This window comes from Nostocoides veronense, from assembly GCF_039531185.1.
In the GTDB taxonomy this organism is placed as follows: domain Bacteria; phylum Actinomycetota; class Actinomycetes; order Actinomycetales; family Dermatophilaceae; genus Nostocoides_A; species Nostocoides_A veronense.
In genome coordinates this window covers 38,885-58,271 of the sequence record NZ_BAAAPO010000011.1, presented here as the reverse complement: position 1 = coordinate 58,271, position 19,387 = coordinate 38,885, and the positions used below count along the sequence as shown (strand labels likewise).

The following is a 19,387-nucleotide window of genomic DNA, read 5'->3' as shown; positions in this document are numbered from 1 at the left end:
CGACCACAAACCTGCAGGTCAACCCATCACCGACCCGAGCAGGCGGCGAAAGTGGCCTAAGTCAGGTCGTTGGTCGCGGCCCCGTTCGACTGGCTCGCCCAGGCGATGGGTGCCGCCGCCGGGTGGCTGTTCGAGGCGGTCTGGTCGGTCTTCGACACCACGACCCTGGTGGATGTCACCAAGCCCGGCTACATCGCCGTCTACAACCTTCTGTTCGGCATCGCAGTCTTCGTGATGCTGATCTTCTTCTGCCTCCAACTCATCACCGGGCTGATCCGCCGCGACCCCACCGCCCTCACCCGCGCCGCCCTCGGCCTGGCGAAGTCCGTCCTCGGGTCGTTCGTGGTCATCACGCTGACCGCGCTGCTGCTGGAAGTCGTCGATCAGTTGTGCATCGGGATCGTGCAGGCCGCCGGGGAAACTACCGAGTCGATGGGCGACAAGATCGCCCGCCTCGCCGCAGGGCTGGTCGGCATCAACATCGCCGCTCCCGGCGTCGGCGCCATCATCACGATCTTCATGGCCGGCCTCGCGATCACCGCCGCCGCGATCGTGTGGCTATCCCTCCTCGTCAGGAAAGCGCTCCTTCTGGTCGCGGTCGTGTTCGCGCCGCTCGCCTTCTCTGGTGCCTCGTGGGATGCCTCGCGCGGGTGGATCGGGAAGTGGGCGATGTTCGTCGTCGCACTGATCTGCTCCAAGCTCGTGCTTGTCGTGATGTTCCTCGTCGCGATCACGCAGGTCTCGGCACCGATTGACGCCGATCTCGCCTCGGTCAGTGATCCCATCGCGGGGATCGTGCTGATGGCGATGGCCGCGTTCGCCCCGTATCTCACGTACAAGTTCATCGCGTTCGTCGGGTTCGACATGTACCACGCGATCGGCTCCGAGCAGGACGCCAAGAGCGCACTCAACCGGCCGATCCCCGTCCCCACCAAGCCGCAAGGCGGCGGCGACCCGAAGAAGGTGCTCGACGGAACCAGCCGCAGCGGCGGGAACGCGAGCGGAGGTTCCGGCGGAGGTAGCAGCGCACCGCCACCGCCAAAGACCCCAGCACCGGCACCCGCCGCGAGCGGCGGAGGCGCAGCCGGCGGTGGAGCCGCAGCGGGCGGGAGCGGCGCAGCCGCAGCCGGTCCCGTGGCTGCAGGCGTCGTGGTCGGAGCAAGTGTCGCCAAGGGTGCCGCAACCGCCGGGCCGAAGGCCGGAACCGCGTTGGGAGCCCAGGGCGAGCACGCCGCCGACGCAGCCGCTCAGACACCGCCACCGCCCGCATCGCCTGCGGCACCGCCGTCGAGCCCGGCACCACGACCGCCGAGCAGCGACCCGTCACCGCCGCCGAAGCAGCCCCCGCCGCCCGCGCCACGCCCACCGAAGGAGTAGACGATGAGCAGCACGAACCACGACCGTCCCGCTGCGGGCGAACTCGTGCCGGTGAAGTTCTCCCGCCTCACCCGCCGCGGTGTCCTCCTCGGCCTGTCGCTGACCCAGCTCATCACGCTCGCCATCGGCGGAGCGACACTGATCGGCGCGTTCTACGCCGGCGGCGGGATGCTAGTCGCCTACACCGCCCCCATCTGGGTACTCGCCGCTGCGCTGACCTGGATACCCATCGCAGGTCGGCCCATCGTGGAGTGGCTGCCCATCGCCTGCTGGTGGCTGTGGCGCACCACCGGTGGGCAACTGCTATACCGGCGCAGGATCGTCGTCCCGCGCCCCGTCGGAACCCTCGCCCTGCCCGGCGACATGGCGCGACTGCGCGAGTACACCGACCCCGACACCAGCGCCGGGATGATCCACGACCCCCACGCCGCCACGTTGACCGTGGTGTGCGAGGTCACCCATCCCGCGTTCGTGCTCCTCGATCCCGGCGAACAGGAACGCCGCGTCAGCTCCTGGGGCCGCGTTCTGGCCACCGTCTGCCGCTCCGGGCGGATCGCGACGCTGCAAGTCCTCGAACGCACCCTCCCAGACTCCGGCACCGGACTGGCCGAATGGTGGGCCACCCACGGCACGGCTGACGGGTCGTGGGCGGCCGACACCTACGCCGAACTCATCGACCGCGCTGGCCCCGCCGGCGAACGCCACGCGACCACGCTCTCGCTGTCACTGGACATGAAGACGGCAGCGCGGCAGATCAGGACCGCCGGAGGCGGGATACGCGGTGCTGCCGCCGTGCTGCGACAGGAAATGAACACCCTCGTCGCCGCGCTCCGCTCCGCCGACCTCTCGCCCTCGGGATGGATGACACCAGGGCAGATCGCGGTGATGCTGCGCTCGGCGTACGACCCCGCTATCGCCGCGACCCTGGAACGCCACGGCAGGCTCGGCCAGTCGCTCGCTACCGCCGGACCGGTTGCGGTCACCGAGACCTGGGGCAGGCTGCGCACCGACTCCGCTCACCACGCTGTGCTCTGGGTCAGCGAGTGGCCCAGGTCGCTGGTCTATCCGGGGTTCCTGTCACCGGTGCTGCTGTCCACCGGCATCCAGCGGTCGTTCTCGCTGATCTGCACCCCGATGCGCTCCGACGCCGCTGCTCGCGACATCCGCAAGAAGAAGGTCGAGCACATCTCCGACCAGGCCCAGCGCGCGAAGATCGGCCAGATCGAGGACGCCTCCCAGACCGCCGAGTACCACGACGTTCTCCAGCAAGAAGCCGACCTCACCGCCGGACACGGCATCCTCCGCTACACCGGCCTCATCGCCGTCTCCGCACCCACCGTCGAGGAACTCGACGCCGCCGTCGCCGCGATTGAGCAGGCCGCGATCCAAGCCTCCTGCGAAACCCGACTCCTCGTCGGCCAGCAAGCCGCCGCCTTCACCGCCGCCGCGCTCCCGCTCTGCCGTCGGGTGTAGCGAGTGCCTCTCTCCGGAGGACGACCGACGCAGCTTCACGACTACGTGCCTGCGACCGAAGCGCCGGTGGAAGTCCGCTCGATAGACTCCAGTCATGCTTGCCGCCACTTCTTGGGATGAGCTTGGCCGCAACTGGCGCGAGTACATGCCCGACGGACGCCAGGCGTGGTCTGTCATGGATCGCCTTCGGTATCGAGGCAGTCAGCGCCGACCCACGTCATCGGGGGGTGCTGAGTGGGAGACGATCGTTGCGATGGCGTTCGTGCCGCCGCCCGCAGACGCCCTCGATCTACTGGATGCCGGTGGTGGGGTCCTGGATGTGCGATCTGGCGACAGGTGGGACCTGTTCTTCCCTGGGTACTTCAAGAGTTCCTGGGACCGCGAGCACAGCGTCTCAAGGCTCGTGCTCCCCGCCAGAATGAGTCGGCACGCGCCGCCGCCAGACACCGCACGCCGCAGGCCCGCGGGCCAGGATTTCCTCGGCGACTGGTACTTCAACCACGACTCTTTCGACGTCATGCGCTATGAGGTCGAGAGCCAGAGCCAGCGGCGATTCGTCTACGACGGACGGCCAACCTTGGTCGTTGTTCGGGCCACCTATGACGCAGACGGCGAACCCGAGGTGGACTGGCCGTCCTTGGCCTCAGGGCCGCTCTCGGATCGGCTGCACGGAGTGCGAAGCTTGTCACTTGCTGAAGTCGTGCACCGCATCAGCACCGACCTTGAACAAGGGGGCGAAGACCCCCAGTGGGGAGTAGGTGCAGTCCTCTCGCGGGAGGGCTTCGAGCGATCTCAGCGCACCGCTGCTGCGGAGATCGGCATTGCCGCAGCGGGAGGGACGCTCGCTGTCTGGCTCAACCACATGCTTGGGCTGTAGAGGGCTGACCACACCGACGCAGACGTTGGATGGCCACGGGCACATCGGCTGTCGCCATCCCAGAGTATGCGCCGTCCTCACTCTCCGCGCAGGTCACCGATCCCGTTCATGACTGAGCCGACGCCAGCGGTGATGGACGCGAGGGCTCCCCAAGATTGGGTCTCAGGCGAGACAGGGAAGGGGAACGCCCCGACCGCGAGGCCAACGTCGGCGAGGGTCATCGCGGCTCCTTGCACAAGCTGACCCAAACCCTTGAACACCCGTGGCTTCCTTCGCTCGGGTGGTTCTGGCCGTCGGCCCTGACCACCCTCGGCCTCAGCGAGGGCTACTGCGTGCTGTCGTTGGTCTGCCTCGTTCTGGGCGTAGATGCTCTGAGCTTCTTGTAGGGACTCCTGCGCCTGCGAGAAGGCGCGCGAGGGAGTGATCTCACGGTGACTGTTGGGGTGTGCGGTATGCCGAACCCGATAGATGACGCGAATCAGATCGTTCTCATTGATGTCGAATCCATGCGCGGCCAGGATTGGGATTTCCTGAGGCGGGAGGTCTGCCACACGAAGGTGCTCTGCCATCAGGTCGTACTGACGATCAAGCAGCGGAAGCAGATCAACCTCACGCAAGACGTCCGATGACCGTCTGACGGCCTGCTCGGTGTCCTGCATCGTTCGCCGCATGAACTCGTCCGTGAAAGCCCCAGGGTCCACGCCGCTGTCCAGGGCACGCACGACTCGCCAGGAGCGGGCAAGTCTGTCGAGTTCGTAACCGAAAAGGTCGTCGAACGGGCCATGGCGTCGCCAGTGGCCGTGCGCTCTGACTCGGGGGGCATGAGCCTCCCAGAGGCTGGCCATGTACGCCTCGTACTCCCGGCGATTTGACACCCTGCTGCACCTCTTCATCTGTACGTACGTCGGAGTCGGAGCCGACGCCCGTCCCAGGACAAGCATGGCATGGTCGTCGATTCGGCGCGGAGGATGCGCACCTGCTTCTCACGAGATGCCAGGAGGTCCATGATGCCCACGTTCTTTGATTCGACTGCCGATGCCGCCGAGGCGTCCGAAGCCTTGCGAGGGTTGGCCCACGCGAGCCGGGGGTTCGATCAGCCCGCCGAGATGTATGGGGTGATCGGTGATCTGTCCTCGGGGATGCGCTCGCTGCGGCAGGCGCTCGACCAGATCGCCGATTCCCATGAACGCAAGGCCGCGCACGCCTTTCACGACGACGGCAGCCACGAGGCAGGAGTACGAGACGCCCTCGCCACTGCGGAAGAGCTGCATCAGGCCGCGAACCTCGTCGACCGGGCGTACGACCGGCTCGCGAAAGGGTTCATCGCCGCCGGGCGGATCGCCTGGCACCCGGAGCCCGCCGTCGAGAAGGTCGTGCCGTCGCGGTGGGTCAGCGTGGTGTTCCTCCAGGGCGAGGAGGCCGCCCGGCCGTTGCGCATCCTCGGTGAGCTGGGGCATGTCGATGCGGTGGACTTCCTCGCGCAGTGGGACTACGGAGACGAGACCACGCAGGCCGCACTGGAGAACGGCTACGTCTACGACGAGCCCGGCGAGGGCACGAACGACAGGGTGGCGCTCTCGGGTGACTACGCGCTGGTCGTCAATCCGCACGTCGGCTACGTGTCGCTGCTGCGCCGCTACACCGAACCAGAGGCAGCGCCCCAGGATGCCGAACAGGTCGAGTCCGCGCCGGTGCAGGCGGGGCCGGAACTGCTGGTGTCGTATTCGTCGCCGGGCGCTCCGAAGCGGGCCGACCTGCCCGCGCCGAAGCGCGATGGGTCGTGGTTCGAGCCGGCCAAGATCACGGCGGTCAAGCAGTCGCGGGGGCTGGTGCTGTGACCGAGGATCGCGCGCGGCTGCACACTGCTGTTCTGGTGGCACCGTCGAAGGAGCGGCGCAGGCTCCGCAAGCAGCGTCGCAAGGCCGAGGCGAGGCTCCACGCCGAGCAGCGAAGGACTGCGCTCGCTACAGCGAAGGCGAAGGCCGAGGAGGAGCGTGCCGAGCGGCGCGCCACGGTCTACCTACCGAAGGCCGGCGAGCCGGGCGTTGCGCGGCTGCGCACTCCGGGCCGGTTCCATTTGACGCGGCATCAGGACACGTCGGCGACGCTGGCGGGTGCGTACCCGTTCGTCGCTGAGGGCGGTCTCGGTGCCGATGGCGTGTTCGTCGGTCAAGATCTCTACTCGGGCGGGAGCTTCGTCTATGACCCGTGGGTGCTCTACGCGCGCGGCATCATCACCGCGCCCAACGTGGTGCTGGCCGGGATCGTCGGTTCCGGCAAGTCGTCGCTGGCCAAGTCGCTCTACACGCGGTCGCTGCCGTTCGGGCGGCGCGTGTACGTGCCCGGCGACCCGAAAGGCGAGCACACCGCCGTCGCCAACGCCGTCGGCGGACGCGCCATCGTCCTCGGTCACGGCCTCAACACTCGCCTGAATCCACTCGACGAAGGCCACCGACCCAGTGGCCTGTCGGATGAGCAGTGGGCGTCCACTGTCGCCGCGCGACGGCGTGACCTGATCGGCGCGCTCGCGGAGACCGTGCTCGCGCGCGGCTTGTCGCCGTTGGAGCACACCGCGATCGACATCGCCCTGACCCAGACCGTGCGGGAGAACGACGTACCGATCCTGCCGATGGTCGTCGATCGCATCCTCGCCCCGAGCACGGATGCCGACGGCAGGCTGGCCGAGGACGGTCGTCTCGTCGGCCACGCGCTGCGCCGTCTCGTCGCAGGCGACCTGGCCGGGTTGTTCGACGGACCTTCAACGGTCGCATTCGATCCATCGTTGCCGATGATCTCACTCGACCTCTCACGGGTCACCGAGAACTCAACGCTCATCTCGGTGTTGATGACCTGCTCGTCGGCGTGGATGGAGTCCGCGCTGCTCGACCCGAACGGCGGGCAACGGTGGGTGATCTACGACGAGGCCTGGCGGCTCATGTCCCACCCGGCTCTGTTGCGGCGGATGGATGCGCACTGGCGACTCGCCCGGCACTACGGGATCGCGAACATGCTGATCTTCCATAAGCTCACCGACCTCGACAACGTGGGCGACCAAGGCTCCGCCATGCGCTCCCTGGCGAACTCGCTGCTTGCGAACGCCGAGACCCGGATCGTCTACCGGCAGGAGTCCGACCAGCTCGGGCCGACCGCGACCGCGCTCGGCCTGACCGGCACGGAGCAGCAGCTCTTGCCGAACCTCGGCGTCGGCCAGGGCCTGTGGCGGATCAAGGCCAGGAGCTTCGTCTGCCAGCACCAGCTCCACCCCGACGAACTCGCCCTGTTCGACACCAGCAGCCGCGCAGCCGGAGGCCACCGATGAACCTCACCAGCCCGCGCCGATCCACCCCGAACGACGACACGACCGCTCCCGTCGAGCTGCCGCACGTCCTCGTGACCGTCGCCGCAGACGACACCCTCACCGCGACAGTCGATGGAACACCATTCGAGGCACAGGCAACGACCGAGTGGACACGGGCGACGTTCGGGCCGCTCATGGATGCCATCACCAAGGACCGCACCATCGCGGTCCGGGTCGAGGTCCGCGAGAACGACGGGAGCGTCTTCACCGACATCCTCCGCACCCGCAAGCCCCGACGCGCAGTGGCTCCGTCCGAGACCCCTGTGCCGGAGACTCGTCGGAGTCGCCACGCCCGACGGATGCCGCGCCTGGCCGAGGTCACCGCCGATGGGTTCGTGCCTGGCGAGGATGTCGCGGTCGCGACGATCGTCTCCCACACCGACGCCACAGGAACCGGGCGGGCCCACGCACTCATTGACCTCGACGATCTGCCCGACGGCATACACGAGGTGATCCTGTTCGGGCGCATCTCGGGCACGCTCGCGGTGCGGCGGCTGACATGAACCAGCGGCAAGCCGGGGGCATGGGCGACGAACTCACCAACGCCGCCCTGATTTGCCTGATTGGCATGTTCGGCATCGCTCTCGCCCTCCGCGCAGCCGGCAGCGTCGCCGCGTTCCTCACCGGCACACCACAGCCTGACGCCGGCGCAGCGGCGGGGCTCGCCGTACTGTTCAACCCCGGCGACCCGGCGACCGCGCTCGGTGCCGACGGGCTCAATCCAGTCGTCTACTGGCTTGTCAGCACGGCACTGCTCGGCGGACTCGCCGCCGGGATCGTCTGGGTGTGGATCGTGCTGCGCCGCCACACGCGGAAGACCGAGACCGACCCGCACCGACTGGCCGGGATCGCGACCAGCCATGAAGTCAAGACCGCAGCAACCGCGAAGGCGCTGCTTCGCCGCGCGGCCACGCTGCGACCCTCCTTGGAGTCACCAGCCCCGCAGGATGTCGGCTACCTGCTTGGTGCCAGCCGCGGCACGAAGGTCTGGGCATCGGTCGAGGACTCGATCCTGCTGATCGGCCCGCCCCGCTCCGGCAAAGGCTTGCACGTCGTCATCAACGCGATCCTCGACGCACCCGGCGCGGTCGTCACGACCAGCACGAGGCCCGACAACCTCACCGCGACCCTCCGCGCCCGACGCCGCAAGGGCGGGCCGGTCGCCGTGTTCGACCCCCAGCACCTCGCCGAAGGCATCCCCGCCGGGCTGCGCTGGTCACCGATACGCGGCTGCGACGATCCGCTGACCGCGATGATCCGCGCCAACGGACTCGCCGCCGCCACCGGGCTGTCCGCCGGAGGAGTCGAGTCCGGCGGGTTCTGGGAGGGCAAGACCCGCACCGCACTCCAGTCGTTGCTGCACGCTGCCGCTCTCGACGCCCGCCCGCCGGCAGAGCTGTTCAGGTGGACTCTTGATCCCAGCGCGGCGTCGGAGGCCGTCGCGATCCTCAACTCGCATCCGAACGCGGCGATGGGCTGGGACGACTCCCTTGGCGCGATGATCGACGCCGACCCCAAGACCCGCGACAGCATCTGGCAAGGCGTCTCCCTCGCCCTCTCCGCACTGGCCGACCCGCGCGTGCTCGATGCCGTCACGCCGGGTCCGCACGAGCACTTCGACCCCGAGACCTTCCTCACCGAGCAAGGCACCCTCTACCTGCTCGCAACGGGTGCCGGAGCAGGAGCCTCTGCCTCGCTGGTCGCGGCGTTTGTCGAAGACCTCATCGAAACCGCCCGGCGACTCGCCGCACGCTCACCCGGAGCACGGCTCGACCCGCCGCTACTGCTCGCCCTCGACGAGATCGGGAACCTCGCGCCGCTGCCGTCACTGCCGACGCTCATGGCCGAAGGCGGCGGCACCGGGATCACGACCATGCCGGTCTTGCAGTCACTCGCCCAGGCTCGCGCCAAGTGGAGCGAACACCAGGCCGGCGCGATCTGGGACGCCAGCATCGTCAAGATCATCCTCGGCGGCGCATCCAACAGCCGCGACCTTCAAGACCTCTCCACCCTCATCGGAGAGCGTGACGAGTACACCGACAGCGTGACACTCGGCGACCACGGCACCCGCTCCAACCAGCGGTCGATCCGCCGCGTCCCGATCCTGCCGCCAGACCGCATCCGCACCCTGCCCTTCGGCACCGGCATCACCATGCTCCGCTCCGCACCACCCATCGTCACCGACCTACGCGCCTGGCCCACCCGGCCCGACGCCGCGCAGCTCCGCAGGGATCGCGACGAACTCGAAGCACTGCTGCGCCACCGTCCCACGTCCTGACGACGCTTGGGAATCCGGGGCGCACCTGCCTGACAGAGCGACCACACGCAGTTGGTCGCCCGAGTCAGGAGGAGGCCATCATGGCCATTCACACCCAGGAATCGCTGTCAGGCTTCATCGCCTCGGAGCCGTTGCTCACCGAGACGACCAAGGGAGACGCCAGGTTCTTCGCCCGTATCGGCAAGGAGCACTTCCGCCGCGAGGACGACGGCTCGTTCACGCAGACCGAGACGACCTACCACCACCTGGTGATGTTCGGGCGTTCCGCTGAGCACGCGCACGCGAACTTCGCCCAGGGCGACAACTTCGTCGCCGAGGGCTACACGCGGCCGGTCAACTACGAGCGCAACGGTCAGGCGATCGAGGGCGAAGAGTTCGTCGCCAAGAAGATCGGACACGACGCCGCGCGGACCCGCTACGAGGTGGACCGGACGCCGCGCAATGGGGTCGGCCGGGACGCGGCGGCGTACGACCCCGCGCCGCGAGCAGCGACCGCGGCGCACGCCCCGGTCAGCATGTGAGTTCGGGAGCCACAGCACCATGAGCGATCAGCATGAGATGGATGAGCCGGACGTATTCGACGGACCGCCCCGCGTCACCAACGCGGACATGCCCGAGCCGCCTCACCCCGTGAACTGGAACCTGCTGACAGCGCACGAGCTGGAGCAGGAATGGCTCGCGCTGAACCGTTGGGTTGACTGGCTGCGGCGCACCTACGGCCTCACCGTCGCAGTGGTGCCGCCGTTCTGGCACCACCACCCGGAGATGGTCTGGGAGCTGTCGGCGCTGCACCTGCACTGGCTCGCGGCGTACGACCCCGAGCAGAACGCCTCCGCGCCGCTCGGCTGGCACCGCGACTTCGCCGACGCACGAGAGCGCCTTCGCTACTGGGTCACCGCTTGCGGCACTCGTGGCGACCGCGACCGCCCGACCCGGCAAGCTGCTTGGCCCGGTGAGGAGCCAGCGCCCACCATCCAGGACTTCACGTTCACCGACCGGGACACCGAGTTCGTCGAGTTCGTCATCGCGCAAGTCCGCAAGCGCCAGGAGGCCGAAGACGAGTTCTACGCCAACCTGGACGACGACGAAGCGCAGTAGACCGATGAGCCGCTACGCCAAGAAGACCGACCGTCGCCCGTACGAGGAGCGGTCGTTCTCCGTCCGAGCCGTCCACCGCGAACGCGCCGACCTGCACAAGCTCGCCGAGGTTCTCATCCGGCTGACGTTGCAGGAGACCGGCGAAAGCCGCGCGGCCCGCGAGGCCGAGCGGGTGCCCGACACCTACCGGGCGGCGACGGATGGCCTGGCCGCCTCTGAAGCCGCCCGGTAGAATGAGCCGTGCAAGCCTCGCGATGCGGGGTGTTGTGGCCTAAACCTCGCCGCTCGGCGGGCAACACGCACCGAGACCATCGGGTCTCGCCCTACAGCCTTCAACGGCTGCTCTCACGATCAACACCCCTCCCACCAACAGTGGGAGCGCGAGGGTCGAACCGCGTGAGAGTGAGCCCCCGATGACCACCATTGCCGACGATCCGGCTGCCAGCCTCATCGACCCGCCCAAGACTGCGGCTGCCGCCGTGTCGTACCTGCGGGTCTCGACCCGCGAGCAGGCCGAGAAGGGCGGCACGGACGAGGGCTTCTCGATCCCTGCCCAACGCGAAGCGACCCGGCGCAAGGCCGAGCAGCTCGGCGCCGGCATCGTCGAGGAGTTCGTCGACGCGGGAGCCTCGGCCAAGTCGTCCGACCGGCCCGAGCTGATGCGGATGATCCAGTACGTCAAGGCCAACAAGGTCGCGTACTGCATCGTTCACAAGGTCGACCGGCTCGCCAGGAACCGCGCCGACGACGTGAGCATCCACCTCGCGCTCCAACAGTGCGGGGTCATGCTCGTGTCCGCGTCGGAGAACATCGACGAGACCCCCTCGGGGATGCTGCTGCACGGCATCATGTCCACCATCGCCGAGTTCTACTCCCGCAACCTCGCCACCGAGGTCGCCAAGGGTATGAACCAAAAGGCCATCGGCGGCGGCACGAACGGGCGCGCGCCCATCGGCTACTTGAACGTCCGCAAGCGCGACGAGCTCGGGCGCGAAGTCCGCACCATCGAGCTCGATCCGGAGCGGGCACCGATGATCGAGTGGGCGTTCAAGGCGTACGCCTCGGGCAACTGGAGCGTCAGCCAGCTGCACGACGAACTCACCTCGCGCGGGCTGTGCAGCCTGCCCACGCCGAAGAGGCCGGCGAAGCCTCTGGCGGTATCCACCATCCACCGGCTCCTGACCAACCCGTACTACAAGGGCGATGTCATCTACAGGGGTACCCGCTACAAGGGAAACCACCCGGCACTCGTGCCAGCCGAGGTCTGGTACCAGGTCCAGTCCGTGCTCACCGCGCACCAGTGCGCCGTCGAGGCAACCCAAGTCCACGGCCACTACCTCAAAGGCACCATCCACTGCGGTCAGTGCGGCTCCCGGCTCATCGTCTCCAACGCGAAGAACCGCCACGGCAACGTCTACTGCTACTTCGTGTGCTCCGGTCGGCACTCCAAGCGCACCGACTGCACACGCCAGGCGATGCTCATCGAAGACGTCGAGAAGCTCGTCGAGGACTACTACACCCGCGTCCAGATCACGCCCGCTCAGCAGGACGCCCTCGCGGGGATGCTCCACCACGAGTTCGACCGGCTCATGGCCGTCGAAACCGAGGAACTGGAACGCCTCACCACCAACCGTGACCGGCTCGAAAGCGAGCAGGACCGCCTCATGCAGGCCCACTATGCCGACGCGATCCCGCTCTCCGTGCTCAAGCGTGAGCAGGACCGCATCGTCGCCGAACTCGACCAGGTGACCCGCCGCATCGATGCGCACTTCGGCGACTACGCCGACGCCCGAGCCCACCTCGACGACGCCCTCGGACTGCTCGCCAACTGCGCTGACATTTACACCCGCTGCGACGACACCAACAGGCGGCTGTGCAACCAGGCGTTCTTCACGAAGGTCTTCATCGACGAGGACAACGAGCTGCGCGTCGAGCACAACCGGCCCTTCGAGATGCTCCTCGATCCGCAGGTCAACGCCAACGCCCTGACCTGGGCCGCAGACGCCGACAAGGCCCGAACCTCAACCAACGTTTCCGTTGGCAAGGGTTCGAGCCTTGTGCGTGGGGTGGACCCCGTGGGACTCGAACCCACAACCTACGGATTAAAAGTCCGCAGCTCTGCCATTGAGCTAGAGGTCCCGGCTCCGAAGAGCCCCCACAGGGTATCCCGCCCTGGCCGCTCGGTCTGCACAAGATCTGGACAGGATGGCGCGAGGGAACGCACGGGTTGACGCGCTACGTTCAGGGATCGTGAACACAACACTGACCTGTCCCAAGTGCGGCAGCACCATGCGCTCCTACGAGCGCAACCGGGTGCTTGTCGATCAGTGCACCGGCTGCGGTGGCCTCTTCCTGGACCGCGGCGAACTCGAAGCCCTGGTGGCGGCCGAGACCGCGTGGCACCAGCCCCCGGCGGCTCAGCCGGCGCCTGGGCCGCAGGATCGAGCCCCGCAGCCGTATGCCGCGGCGCCCGGCTCGCACGCCACCGGGCCGGGTGCCCCCACGGCATACCAGCAGCCTCCGGTGCAGCATTACGGCTCGGCGCCCTACGCGAAGTACTCCAAGCACTATGGCAAGCGGCGCCGCTCGTTCCTGTCCGAACTCTTCGACGACTGATCGTGGGCGAGGCACCCGGGCGCGGCCGTCCGCGTCGGCCGGCGCACTTCAGCATGGCGGCGATGGAGGCGTTGGGCGCGACCTCGCCCGGGCCGGCTGAGGTCACGCAGGTCGCGCACGACTCGGCCGCCGCGGTGGTCGGGGTGGGTCGCGCCGCCCGCGACCCGGCGACGACGGCGCGACTGGTGGCGCTCGTCGACGAACTCGGTCTCGACACCATCGCCGAATTGTGGTCGGCCCGGCCGGCGCGCTCGTTGCCGGGCGCCTTGTGGCGGCTGTATGCGCTGCGCGAATGGGTGCGGCGGGCGCCCGCCACCGCGAGCCGGGAGTATGCCGCGGGCATGCGCGCCGCGGAGACCGCGCACGCTATCGCCGGGGTTGCGGAACCCCCTGGGCCGCAAGAGCTTTCGACCCTGGTCGACGCGATCCTCACCGGGGTGTATGACGGGGAGTTCGACGTCGCCCTCAACCGCGCTGGCGCCTTCTGCCGGGTCATCTCCGTCGGCCGCTCCGATCTGGCGCACGAGACCGATCTGCGCGACGCCGACCTTGGTCGCCACGAGACCGAGGCCGCTGCGGCCATGTTGGCGACGGGATTGGACCTGGAGCGCGCGGCCGCCGCCTGGCGGGCCGGCAGCTTGACCTGATCTTATGTCGCGCGGCCGAGCGCTCGTCTCGCGGCGGAGCGCTCATGTCGCGGCCGGGCATAGCTATAGCGCCGCTCCGCTGCGATGTCAGCGCTCCGGCGCGAAGTCGGCGCCCCACGGCGAGCTGACGTGGCGCGGGCGCGGGGTGGCCGGGGGGAAGTAGTGCGCCGGGCCGGGAGCGCCTCACGGCGCGTGGCCGCTCGTAGCGGCTATTAGTTGGGACCCGGGGCTGCCGCGGCCCGACGCGCGGAAAACTCTAGCCCACCTCGGGCCGCAACGCCGTCCGAAAGGTTCGACCGGCCTCTCAGACCGAGCCGCCTGGACGGCCAAACGGGGCACTAACTACCGACCTACCGCCTGGAATCGGCCGCGATCACGACCGGTACTAGGCGGTAGGCCAGACGTTGGCCGCGTCCCTCGGCGCACTCGCGCGAAAGGGGCGTGAGTCGACTTTGTGGCAGGTCAACGGCACAGAGCGTCGAACGGAGGTTTCGCGGGGCGGCGTCGGAGCAGGTACTCTGAAAAACGCCACGCCCAGCACGGTGACTCGATCGACCTGTCCGCGCTGAGCCTTGTGAGCCATCCCCCGTGCACACTGGCCGCAGCCATTCCGCCCGAGCAAAAGGACCCCCCGCGATGACAAACACCGTGCGAACCGCCTCCCTGGCCGTCGTCGGCGCGGCGACCCTCGCCGTCGGCGTGGCCCCGGCGATGGCGAGCGAGGCGAAGACGACGATCACCGCCCCGACCGCGGGCAGCACGGTGACCGGGACGTCCGTGACCGTCAAGGGCGGCTATTGGGCCAGCGCCTCGGTCAAGGAAGTGCGCGTCGCGATCTGCACCTTGGACACGGCGGGCAAGTGCACGGCATATGTCGCCAACCCCACGACCGGCGCGATGGTCACCTCCTACCGCTCGATCCCCGCGACCTTGACGCCCGGCTCCCAGACCGCCGGCAGCTACGCCTTCGCGGCCCTCGGGCTCAAGCCCGCGGCATACAAGGCCGCAGCCTTCGTCGTCTCGAGTGACACCCCGAAGGGCACGCCGACTCAGGTGAGCTTCACCCTCAAGAACGAGACGACCCCGCCGCCCACCGCGGGCTTCATCTCGATCGGCTTCGGCCGCAGTCAGTGGTCGGTGGCCACGGGCACCAACTGCAATGTCGTCCCCGTCGGGGCCCGCACCCTGGAAGAGAACCTCATCGACTTGAAGGCTCGCGGAATCTCGGCGCAGGGCGGCGTGGTCGTCAACCGCACCGAGGCCACGACCCAGTCGTGCTACCAGCAGCAGATCCTGCACCCGTCCTGGGCCGATCTCGCGCGGCTGCGCGACACCTACGGCTTCACCGCGGTCTCGCAGGGCATGAATTACGCCGATATGACGAAGATGACCACGGACAGCCAGCGCTTCCAGGAGAGCGGCGCGACCTTGCCGATCCTGAACAGCAAAGGTTTCACTCGGGCTTGGGGGATGTTCAATTACCCCAACGACAAGATGAATGCGGACGCCAATCGCGTTGTCTCGCAAAGCTTCGCCTTCGGCCGCAAGTACGGCACGTCGATCAACACTCGGGCTCAGGTCATGACCTACCCCTATCTGGTCAAGACGATCTCGGTCATGGGCGGCAAGTGCAACAACAAGAACCTCGCGTGCTACTCGATGCCGGTCAAGAACGACAAGCGCACCGCCCCGCCCTCGCGCCTCGCGCAGATTCTGCGGCCTAAGGCCAATGAGTGGGGCGTGTTGCAGTTCTACCGGATCGTTGAGGGCTCGTATGGCCGGATGGGCGGCCGGGATGTCGCCTGGGACTGCACCTCCTCGGACTGGCGCAACCGCTGGACCAGCGCCCCGGAGATGTACTGCCGCAACTCCTTCCTCGAGGCGCTCGACGGGCGTGACAAGACCGCCGTCCCCGTGGACGCCGTCGATGTCGCGAACGCCTGGGGCCGCAACCCCTGATCCGCTTCGCGGTCGGGGCGGAACGGCTTAGCCGATGGCCGTGGAGATCGCGTGTATGACGACGCCCGCGAGCGCGCCGACGATGGTGCCATTGATGCGGATGAACTGCAGATCGCGCCCGACGAATAATTCGATCCGCTCGGAGGCTTCGTCGGCATCCCACCGGTCCACGGTGTGACTGATGACATTGGCCAACTCGTCGCCATAGGTCGTGACGAAGAAGGCGACCATGTCGCCGAGGTGCCCCTCGAGCCGCTCACGCGTCGCGTCGTCCGTGAGCAGCATCGTGCTCGCCTCCGCGAGCCAGGAGTCGCCGCGCTGCCACAAGGTGCTGGTGGGGTCGCCGATCGCCGCCAGCAGTGAGGTGCGCACGCTGGCCCACAGAGAGAGCACGGTCTCGCCGACCTGCGGGTGCGACAGGACGCGCTCCTTGAGCGCTTCAGCCCGGGCCTGCACCTGCGGGTCGTCGTGCAGGTCGTCCGCGAGCTTGGTCAGCAGATTGTCCAGGGCGACCCGGGCGCGATGCTCAGGATCGGCTCGCATATCCCGCAGCCACGCCAGCGCCTGCTGATAGGTCCAGTTGATGACCCGATCGTCGACCCACGGCGGGGTCCACCAGGGCGCCCGCTCGTTCATCAGCGTCGAAAAGACCTTGGGATTGTCGACGAGCCAGTCGTGGATCTCCGTCAGCCCGAGGTCGACGAGACCGTGATGGGCCTTGTCCTCGACGATGCCCTTGAGGAACGACCCGGCGATCGGGCTGACCGGCTCCTGCTGCAGACGCGGCAGCAGCACGCCGACCACGAAATCGCGGACATCGGCATCGCGCATTCGCCCCAGCGCGGCGGTCGCCACCCGCGAGATCTCGGTCAGCGCGCGCTGCCGGTGCGCCGGCTCCTCCAGCCAGTGCCCCAGCCGCAGCCCGACCTGGGCGGCGGCAAGCCGCTCGCGGGCGATCTCTTCGGTGAGGAAGTTGTCGCTGACGAACTCCTCCAGGCTGCGGCCGAGTTCGTCCTTGCGCTTCTTGACCAGGGCCGTATGCGGGATCGGCAGGCCCATCGGGTGCTTGAACAGGGCGGTCACCGCGAACCAGTCCGCGAGGGCGCCGACCATGGCCGCTTCCGATGCCGTATGGACGTAGCCCCAGGCTCCCTCGTCGCGCCCGTTGGTCAGAACGAAGACGACGAACGCCAGTCCCAGCAGCGAGGTCGCGACGATCCGCATACGCCGCAGCCCGGCCCGGCGCGCGGCATCCGCCGGGGTGGCCTCCATGAAACTCACAATCGACATCCTTCCCGATGGCGCGCGCGTTCGCGCCCGGCGCCCCGCACTCCCAACTCCCGGCGGTGCCTGGAGATTCCGGGGGCAGCCTGTCCGAGGCAGCGGCCGCGTGCTTGACTTCGCGACATGGATGAACTCGCCGGCTATGTCGATGCCTGGTCCGATGGCTGCCGCCGCCTCGATGACCTGCTCGCCGGGCTCGGGGACGACGACTGGCTAGCCCCCACCGACTGCCCCGGGTGGAGCGTCCAGGATGTCGTCGCGCACCTGCTCTCGATCGAGCACTGCCTCAACACCGGGGAGCAGCCGGCCGGCATCGTGCCGCTCGAGGGCCGCTCGCTGGCGAGTTGGTGGACCGAGGCCGGGGTCGCGCAGCACCGGGGCGCCGACGCCGACACCCTTCGTGCGGCGTGGGCCGAAGCCGTCGACGAGCGTCGTCGGCACCTGGCGGCCGACCCGCCCACCGACCCCGACGCCGCTCCCCCGCGCACGCCCGGCGGCGTCCCCTGGGACACCGGGACGCTGCTGCGCAATCGCGCGCTCGATGTCTGGGTGCATGAGCAGGACATCCGCCGCGCCGTTGGTCGCCCGGGGGGAATGGACGCTCCAGCCGCTGCCATCGTCGAGCAGATCTTCCTCGATGCCCTGCCGTATGTCGTTGCGAAGCGCGCCGGGGCGCCCGCCGGCACCCGCGTGATCGTGCAGGTGGGCGACGCGCGTCGTGACCTGTTCGTCGACGCGGGCGGCCGGGCCCATGTCGTCCCCCCGGCGGACGATGCGGATGTGCGGATCGATCTCGACCGGGAGGCGTTCACGGTGCTCGGCGCCGGCCGGCGGCTTCCCGATGACTTGCCGGCCACGGCATACGCCCAGGTCAGCGGCGATCTCGAGCTCGGCGACGCGATCCTGCGCGGGCTCGCCGTCACGCCCTAGGCCGCTCCCGGCCCACCTACGCCCCGCGCAGGGGAGACTGGGCGCATGCGCTTCCTCCCCGGCCCCGCACCGGCATACGACCTGACCTATGACGACGTCTTCATGGTCCCCAGCCGCTCGGAGGTGACCAGCCGCTTCGATGTCGATCTGTCGTCCGCGGACGGCACGGGCACGACGATCCCGCTCGTCGTCGCGAATATGACGGCGATCGCTGGCCGCCGGATGGCCGAGACGGTCGCGCGGCGCGGCGGCCTGGTCGTCATCCCGCAGGACATCCCGCAGCCGGTCGTCTCCGATGTCGTGCGATGGGTGAAGTCGCGGCATCTGGTCTTTGACACCCCGATCATGCTGCGCCCCGAGCAGACAGTGGGCGAGGCGATCGTGCTGCTGACCAAGCGGGCGCACGGCGCGGCGGTCGTGGTGGACGATGGCCGGCCGATCGGGCTGGTCACGGAGGCGGACCTGGCCCGGGTGGATCGCTTCGCGCAGGTCAGCACCGTGATGTCGGTGCAGTTGTCGACTCTGACCGATGGCACCTCCCCCGAGGCCGCGTATGACGCCCTCGCCTCCGCCCGGCATCGCCTCGCCCCCGTCGTTGGCACCGACGGCCGGCTCGTCGGGATCCTGACCCGGCAGGGGGCGCTGCGCGCGACCGTCTATCGCCCGAACACCGATGCCGACGGCCGGCTGCGAATTGCGGCGGCCGTAGGGATCAATGGCGATGTGCCGGGCAAGGCGCAAGCGCTGGTTGAGGCGGGTGTCGATGTCCTCGTCATGGACACGGCACACGGGCACCAAGCCAAGATGCTCGACGCGCTGCGCACGGTGCGAGCGCTGGGTCTCGGGGTGCCGATCGCGGCGGGCAATGTCGTGACGGCTGATGGCACGCGCGATCTCATCGCGGCGGGAGCGGACATCGTCAAGGTCGGCGTCGGGCCGGGCGCGATGTGCACGACGCGGATGATGACCGCCGTCGGGCGTCCGCAATTCTCCGCCGTCCTCGAATGCGCTTCGACAGCTTCGGAACTCGGCAAGCACGTCTGGGCCGACGGCGGTGTGCGTCACCCGCGCGATGTGGCCTTGGCCCTCGCCGCCGGCGCCTCGAATGTCATGGTCGGCTCGTGGTTCGCCGGCACGCTGGAGTCGCCCGGCGACTTGTTCACCGACGAGAACGGCCGGTCCTATAAGGAGTCCTTCGGAATGGCGTCCGCTCGCGCCGTCGCGAACCGCACGGCCGCGGAGACCTCCTTTGACCGAGCCCGCAAGGCGCTCTATGAGGAGGGCATCAGCCATGCCCGGATGTATGTCGACCCGGCCCGCCCCAGCGTCGAGGACCTCATCGACTCCATCACCGCGGGCGTTCGGTCCTCCTTCACCTATGCCGGCGCCTCGACCGTGGCGGAGTTCGTTGAGCGCGCGGTCGTCGGGGTGCAGTCGATGGCCGGTTTCGCGGAGGGCCGGCCACTGCATACCTCCTGGTAGTGCGAGGG

Annotated in this window: 16 protein-coding genes, 1 tRNA gene and 2 pseudogenes; 16 read left to right on the top strand and 3 right to left on the bottom strand. The window is 68.6% G+C overall.

Annotated elements, in window-relative coordinates; all coding sequences use genetic code 11:
- Positions 1 to 66: 66 nt before the first annotated feature.
- The 3 genes and pseudogenes from ABD225_RS03700 to ABD225_RS03690 all read left to right on the top strand — a co-directional run.
- Positions 67 to 1,377: pseudogene (locus tag ABD225_RS03700) on the top strand (conjugal transfer protein TrbL); the annotation flags it as partial.
- Positions 1,378 to 1,380: 3 nt separating this feature from the next.
- On the top strand, positions 1,381 to 2,850 hold the full coding sequence (locus tag ABD225_RS03695) for a PrgI family protein (protein ID WP_344081454.1): 1,470 nt from the start codon (positions 1,381 to 1,383) through the stop codon (positions 2,848 to 2,850).
- Between the two features lie 253 nt (positions 2,851 to 3,103).
- Entirely contained in the window at positions 3,104 to 3,727 is a 624-nt protein-coding gene (locus ABD225_RS03690) for a hypothetical protein (RefSeq protein ID WP_344081451.1), read from the top strand.
- 77 nt (positions 3,728 to 3,804) lie between these two features.
- Here ABD225_RS03690 and ABD225_RS03685 read toward each other — a convergent pair whose 3' ends face one another.
- A complete protein-coding gene (locus ABD225_RS03685; RefSeq protein ID WP_344081448.1) occupies positions 3,805 to 4,572 on the bottom strand; it encodes a hypothetical protein in 768 nt (255 codons plus the stop codon).
- Between the two features lie 159 nt (positions 4,573 to 4,731).
- Between ABD225_RS03685 and ABD225_RS03680 the strand changes: the two genes are divergently transcribed.
- The 8 genes and pseudogenes from ABD225_RS03680 to ABD225_RS03645 form a co-directional block, all read left to right on the top strand.
- The gene (locus tag ABD225_RS03680) at positions 4,732 to 5,565 is read left to right on the top strand and encodes a hypothetical protein (RefSeq protein ID WP_344081445.1); all 834 of its coding nucleotides are present in this window, start codon (positions 4,732 to 4,734) and stop codon (positions 5,563 to 5,565) included.
- Positions 5,562 to 7,046 (top strand): ATP-binding protein, encoded by a 1,485-nt coding sequence (locus ABD225_RS03675; RefSeq protein WP_344081442.1) that lies wholly within the window; start codon positions 5,562 to 5,564, stop codon positions 7,044 to 7,046. Before ABD225_RS03680 ends, ABD225_RS03675 begins: the two co-directional genes overlap by 4 nt.
- Positions 7,043 to 7,588 (top strand): hypothetical protein, encoded by a 546-nt coding sequence (locus ABD225_RS03670; protein ID WP_344081439.1) that lies wholly within the window; start codon positions 7,043 to 7,045, stop codon positions 7,586 to 7,588. The genes ABD225_RS03675 and ABD225_RS03670 overlap by 4 nt, the downstream gene beginning before the upstream one ends.
- Positions 7,585 to 9,363, top strand: a complete 1,779-nt coding sequence (locus tag ABD225_RS03665; RefSeq protein WP_344081436.1) for a TraM recognition domain-containing protein — start codon at positions 7,585 to 7,587, stop codon at positions 9,361 to 9,363. The genes ABD225_RS03670 and ABD225_RS03665 overlap by 4 nt, the downstream gene beginning before the upstream one ends.
- An 80-nt stretch (positions 9,364 to 9,443) precedes the next feature.
- Complete coding sequence (locus ABD225_RS03660) at positions 9,444 to 9,884, top strand: single-stranded DNA-binding protein (protein ID WP_344081433.1); 441 nt, start codon at positions 9,444 to 9,446, stop codon at positions 9,882 to 9,884.
- Positions 9,885 to 9,921: 37 nt separating this feature from the next.
- Positions 9,922 to 10,461, top strand: a complete 540-nt coding sequence (locus ABD225_RS03655; protein ID WP_344081464.1) for a hypothetical protein — start codon at positions 9,922 to 9,924, stop codon at positions 10,459 to 10,461.
- Positions 10,462 to 10,465: 4 nt separating this feature from the next.
- Positions 10,466 to 10,693 carry a hypothetical protein gene (locus tag ABD225_RS03650; RefSeq protein ID WP_344081430.1) on the top strand — a complete coding sequence of 76 codons (228 nt, stop codon included), beginning with the start codon at positions 10,466 to 10,468 and terminating at the stop codon, positions 10,691 to 10,693.
- A gap of 181 nt (positions 10,694 to 10,874) precedes the next feature.
- Positions 10,875 to 11,915 (top strand): annotated as a pseudogene (locus ABD225_RS03645) (recombinase family protein); the annotation flags it as partial.
- A 613-nt stretch (positions 11,916 to 12,528) separates the two neighbouring features.
- On the opposite strand, the gene ABD225_RS03640 reads toward ABD225_RS03645, so the two are convergent.
- Positions 12,529 to 12,600 (bottom strand) — tRNA-Lys (locus ABD225_RS03640).
- A 111-nt stretch (positions 12,601 to 12,711) separates the two neighbouring features.
- Between ABD225_RS03640 and ABD225_RS03635 the strand changes: the two genes are divergently transcribed.
- The 3 genes from ABD225_RS03635 to ABD225_RS03625 all read left to right on the top strand — a co-directional run bounded on the left by ABD225_RS03635 (position 12,712) and on the right by ABD225_RS03625 (position 15,683).
- Entirely contained in the window at positions 12,712 to 13,077 is a 366-nt protein-coding gene (locus ABD225_RS03635) for a TFIIB-type zinc ribbon-containing protein (RefSeq protein WP_344081427.1), read from the top strand.
- Between the two features lie 62 nt (positions 13,078 to 13,139).
- On the top strand, positions 13,140 to 13,724 hold the full coding sequence (locus tag ABD225_RS03630) for a hypothetical protein (RefSeq protein ID WP_344081424.1): 585 nt from the start codon (positions 13,140 to 13,142) through the stop codon (positions 13,722 to 13,724).
- A gap of 636 nt (positions 13,725 to 14,360) precedes the next feature.
- Positions 14,361 to 15,683 carry a hypothetical protein gene (locus ABD225_RS03625; RefSeq protein ID WP_344081421.1) on the top strand — a complete coding sequence of 441 codons (1,323 nt, stop codon included), beginning with the start codon at positions 14,361 to 14,363 and terminating at the stop codon, positions 15,681 to 15,683.
- A gap of 27 nt (positions 15,684 to 15,710) precedes the next feature.
- On the opposite strand, the gene ABD225_RS03620 is transcribed toward ABD225_RS03625, so the two are convergent.
- On the bottom strand, positions 15,711 to 16,955 hold the full coding sequence (locus tag ABD225_RS03620) for a DUF445 domain-containing protein (RefSeq protein WP_344081461.1): 1,245 nt from the start codon (positions 16,953 to 16,955) through the stop codon (positions 15,711 to 15,713).
- Positions 16,956 to 17,090: 135 nt separating this feature from the next.
- Between ABD225_RS03620 and ABD225_RS03615 the strand changes: the two genes are divergently transcribed.
- Positions 17,091 to 17,897, top strand: coding sequence for a maleylpyruvate isomerase family mycothiol-dependent enzyme (locus ABD225_RS03615; RefSeq protein ID WP_344081418.1), 807 nt, complete (start codon positions 17,091 to 17,093; stop codon positions 17,895 to 17,897).
- Positions 17,898 to 17,942: 45 nt separating this feature from the next.
- A complete protein-coding gene (locus ABD225_RS03610) occupies positions 17,943 to 19,379 on the top strand; it encodes a GuaB1 family IMP dehydrogenase-related protein (RefSeq protein WP_344081415.1) in 1,437 nt (478 codons plus the stop codon).
- Positions 19,380 to 19,387 lie beyond the last annotated feature (8 nt).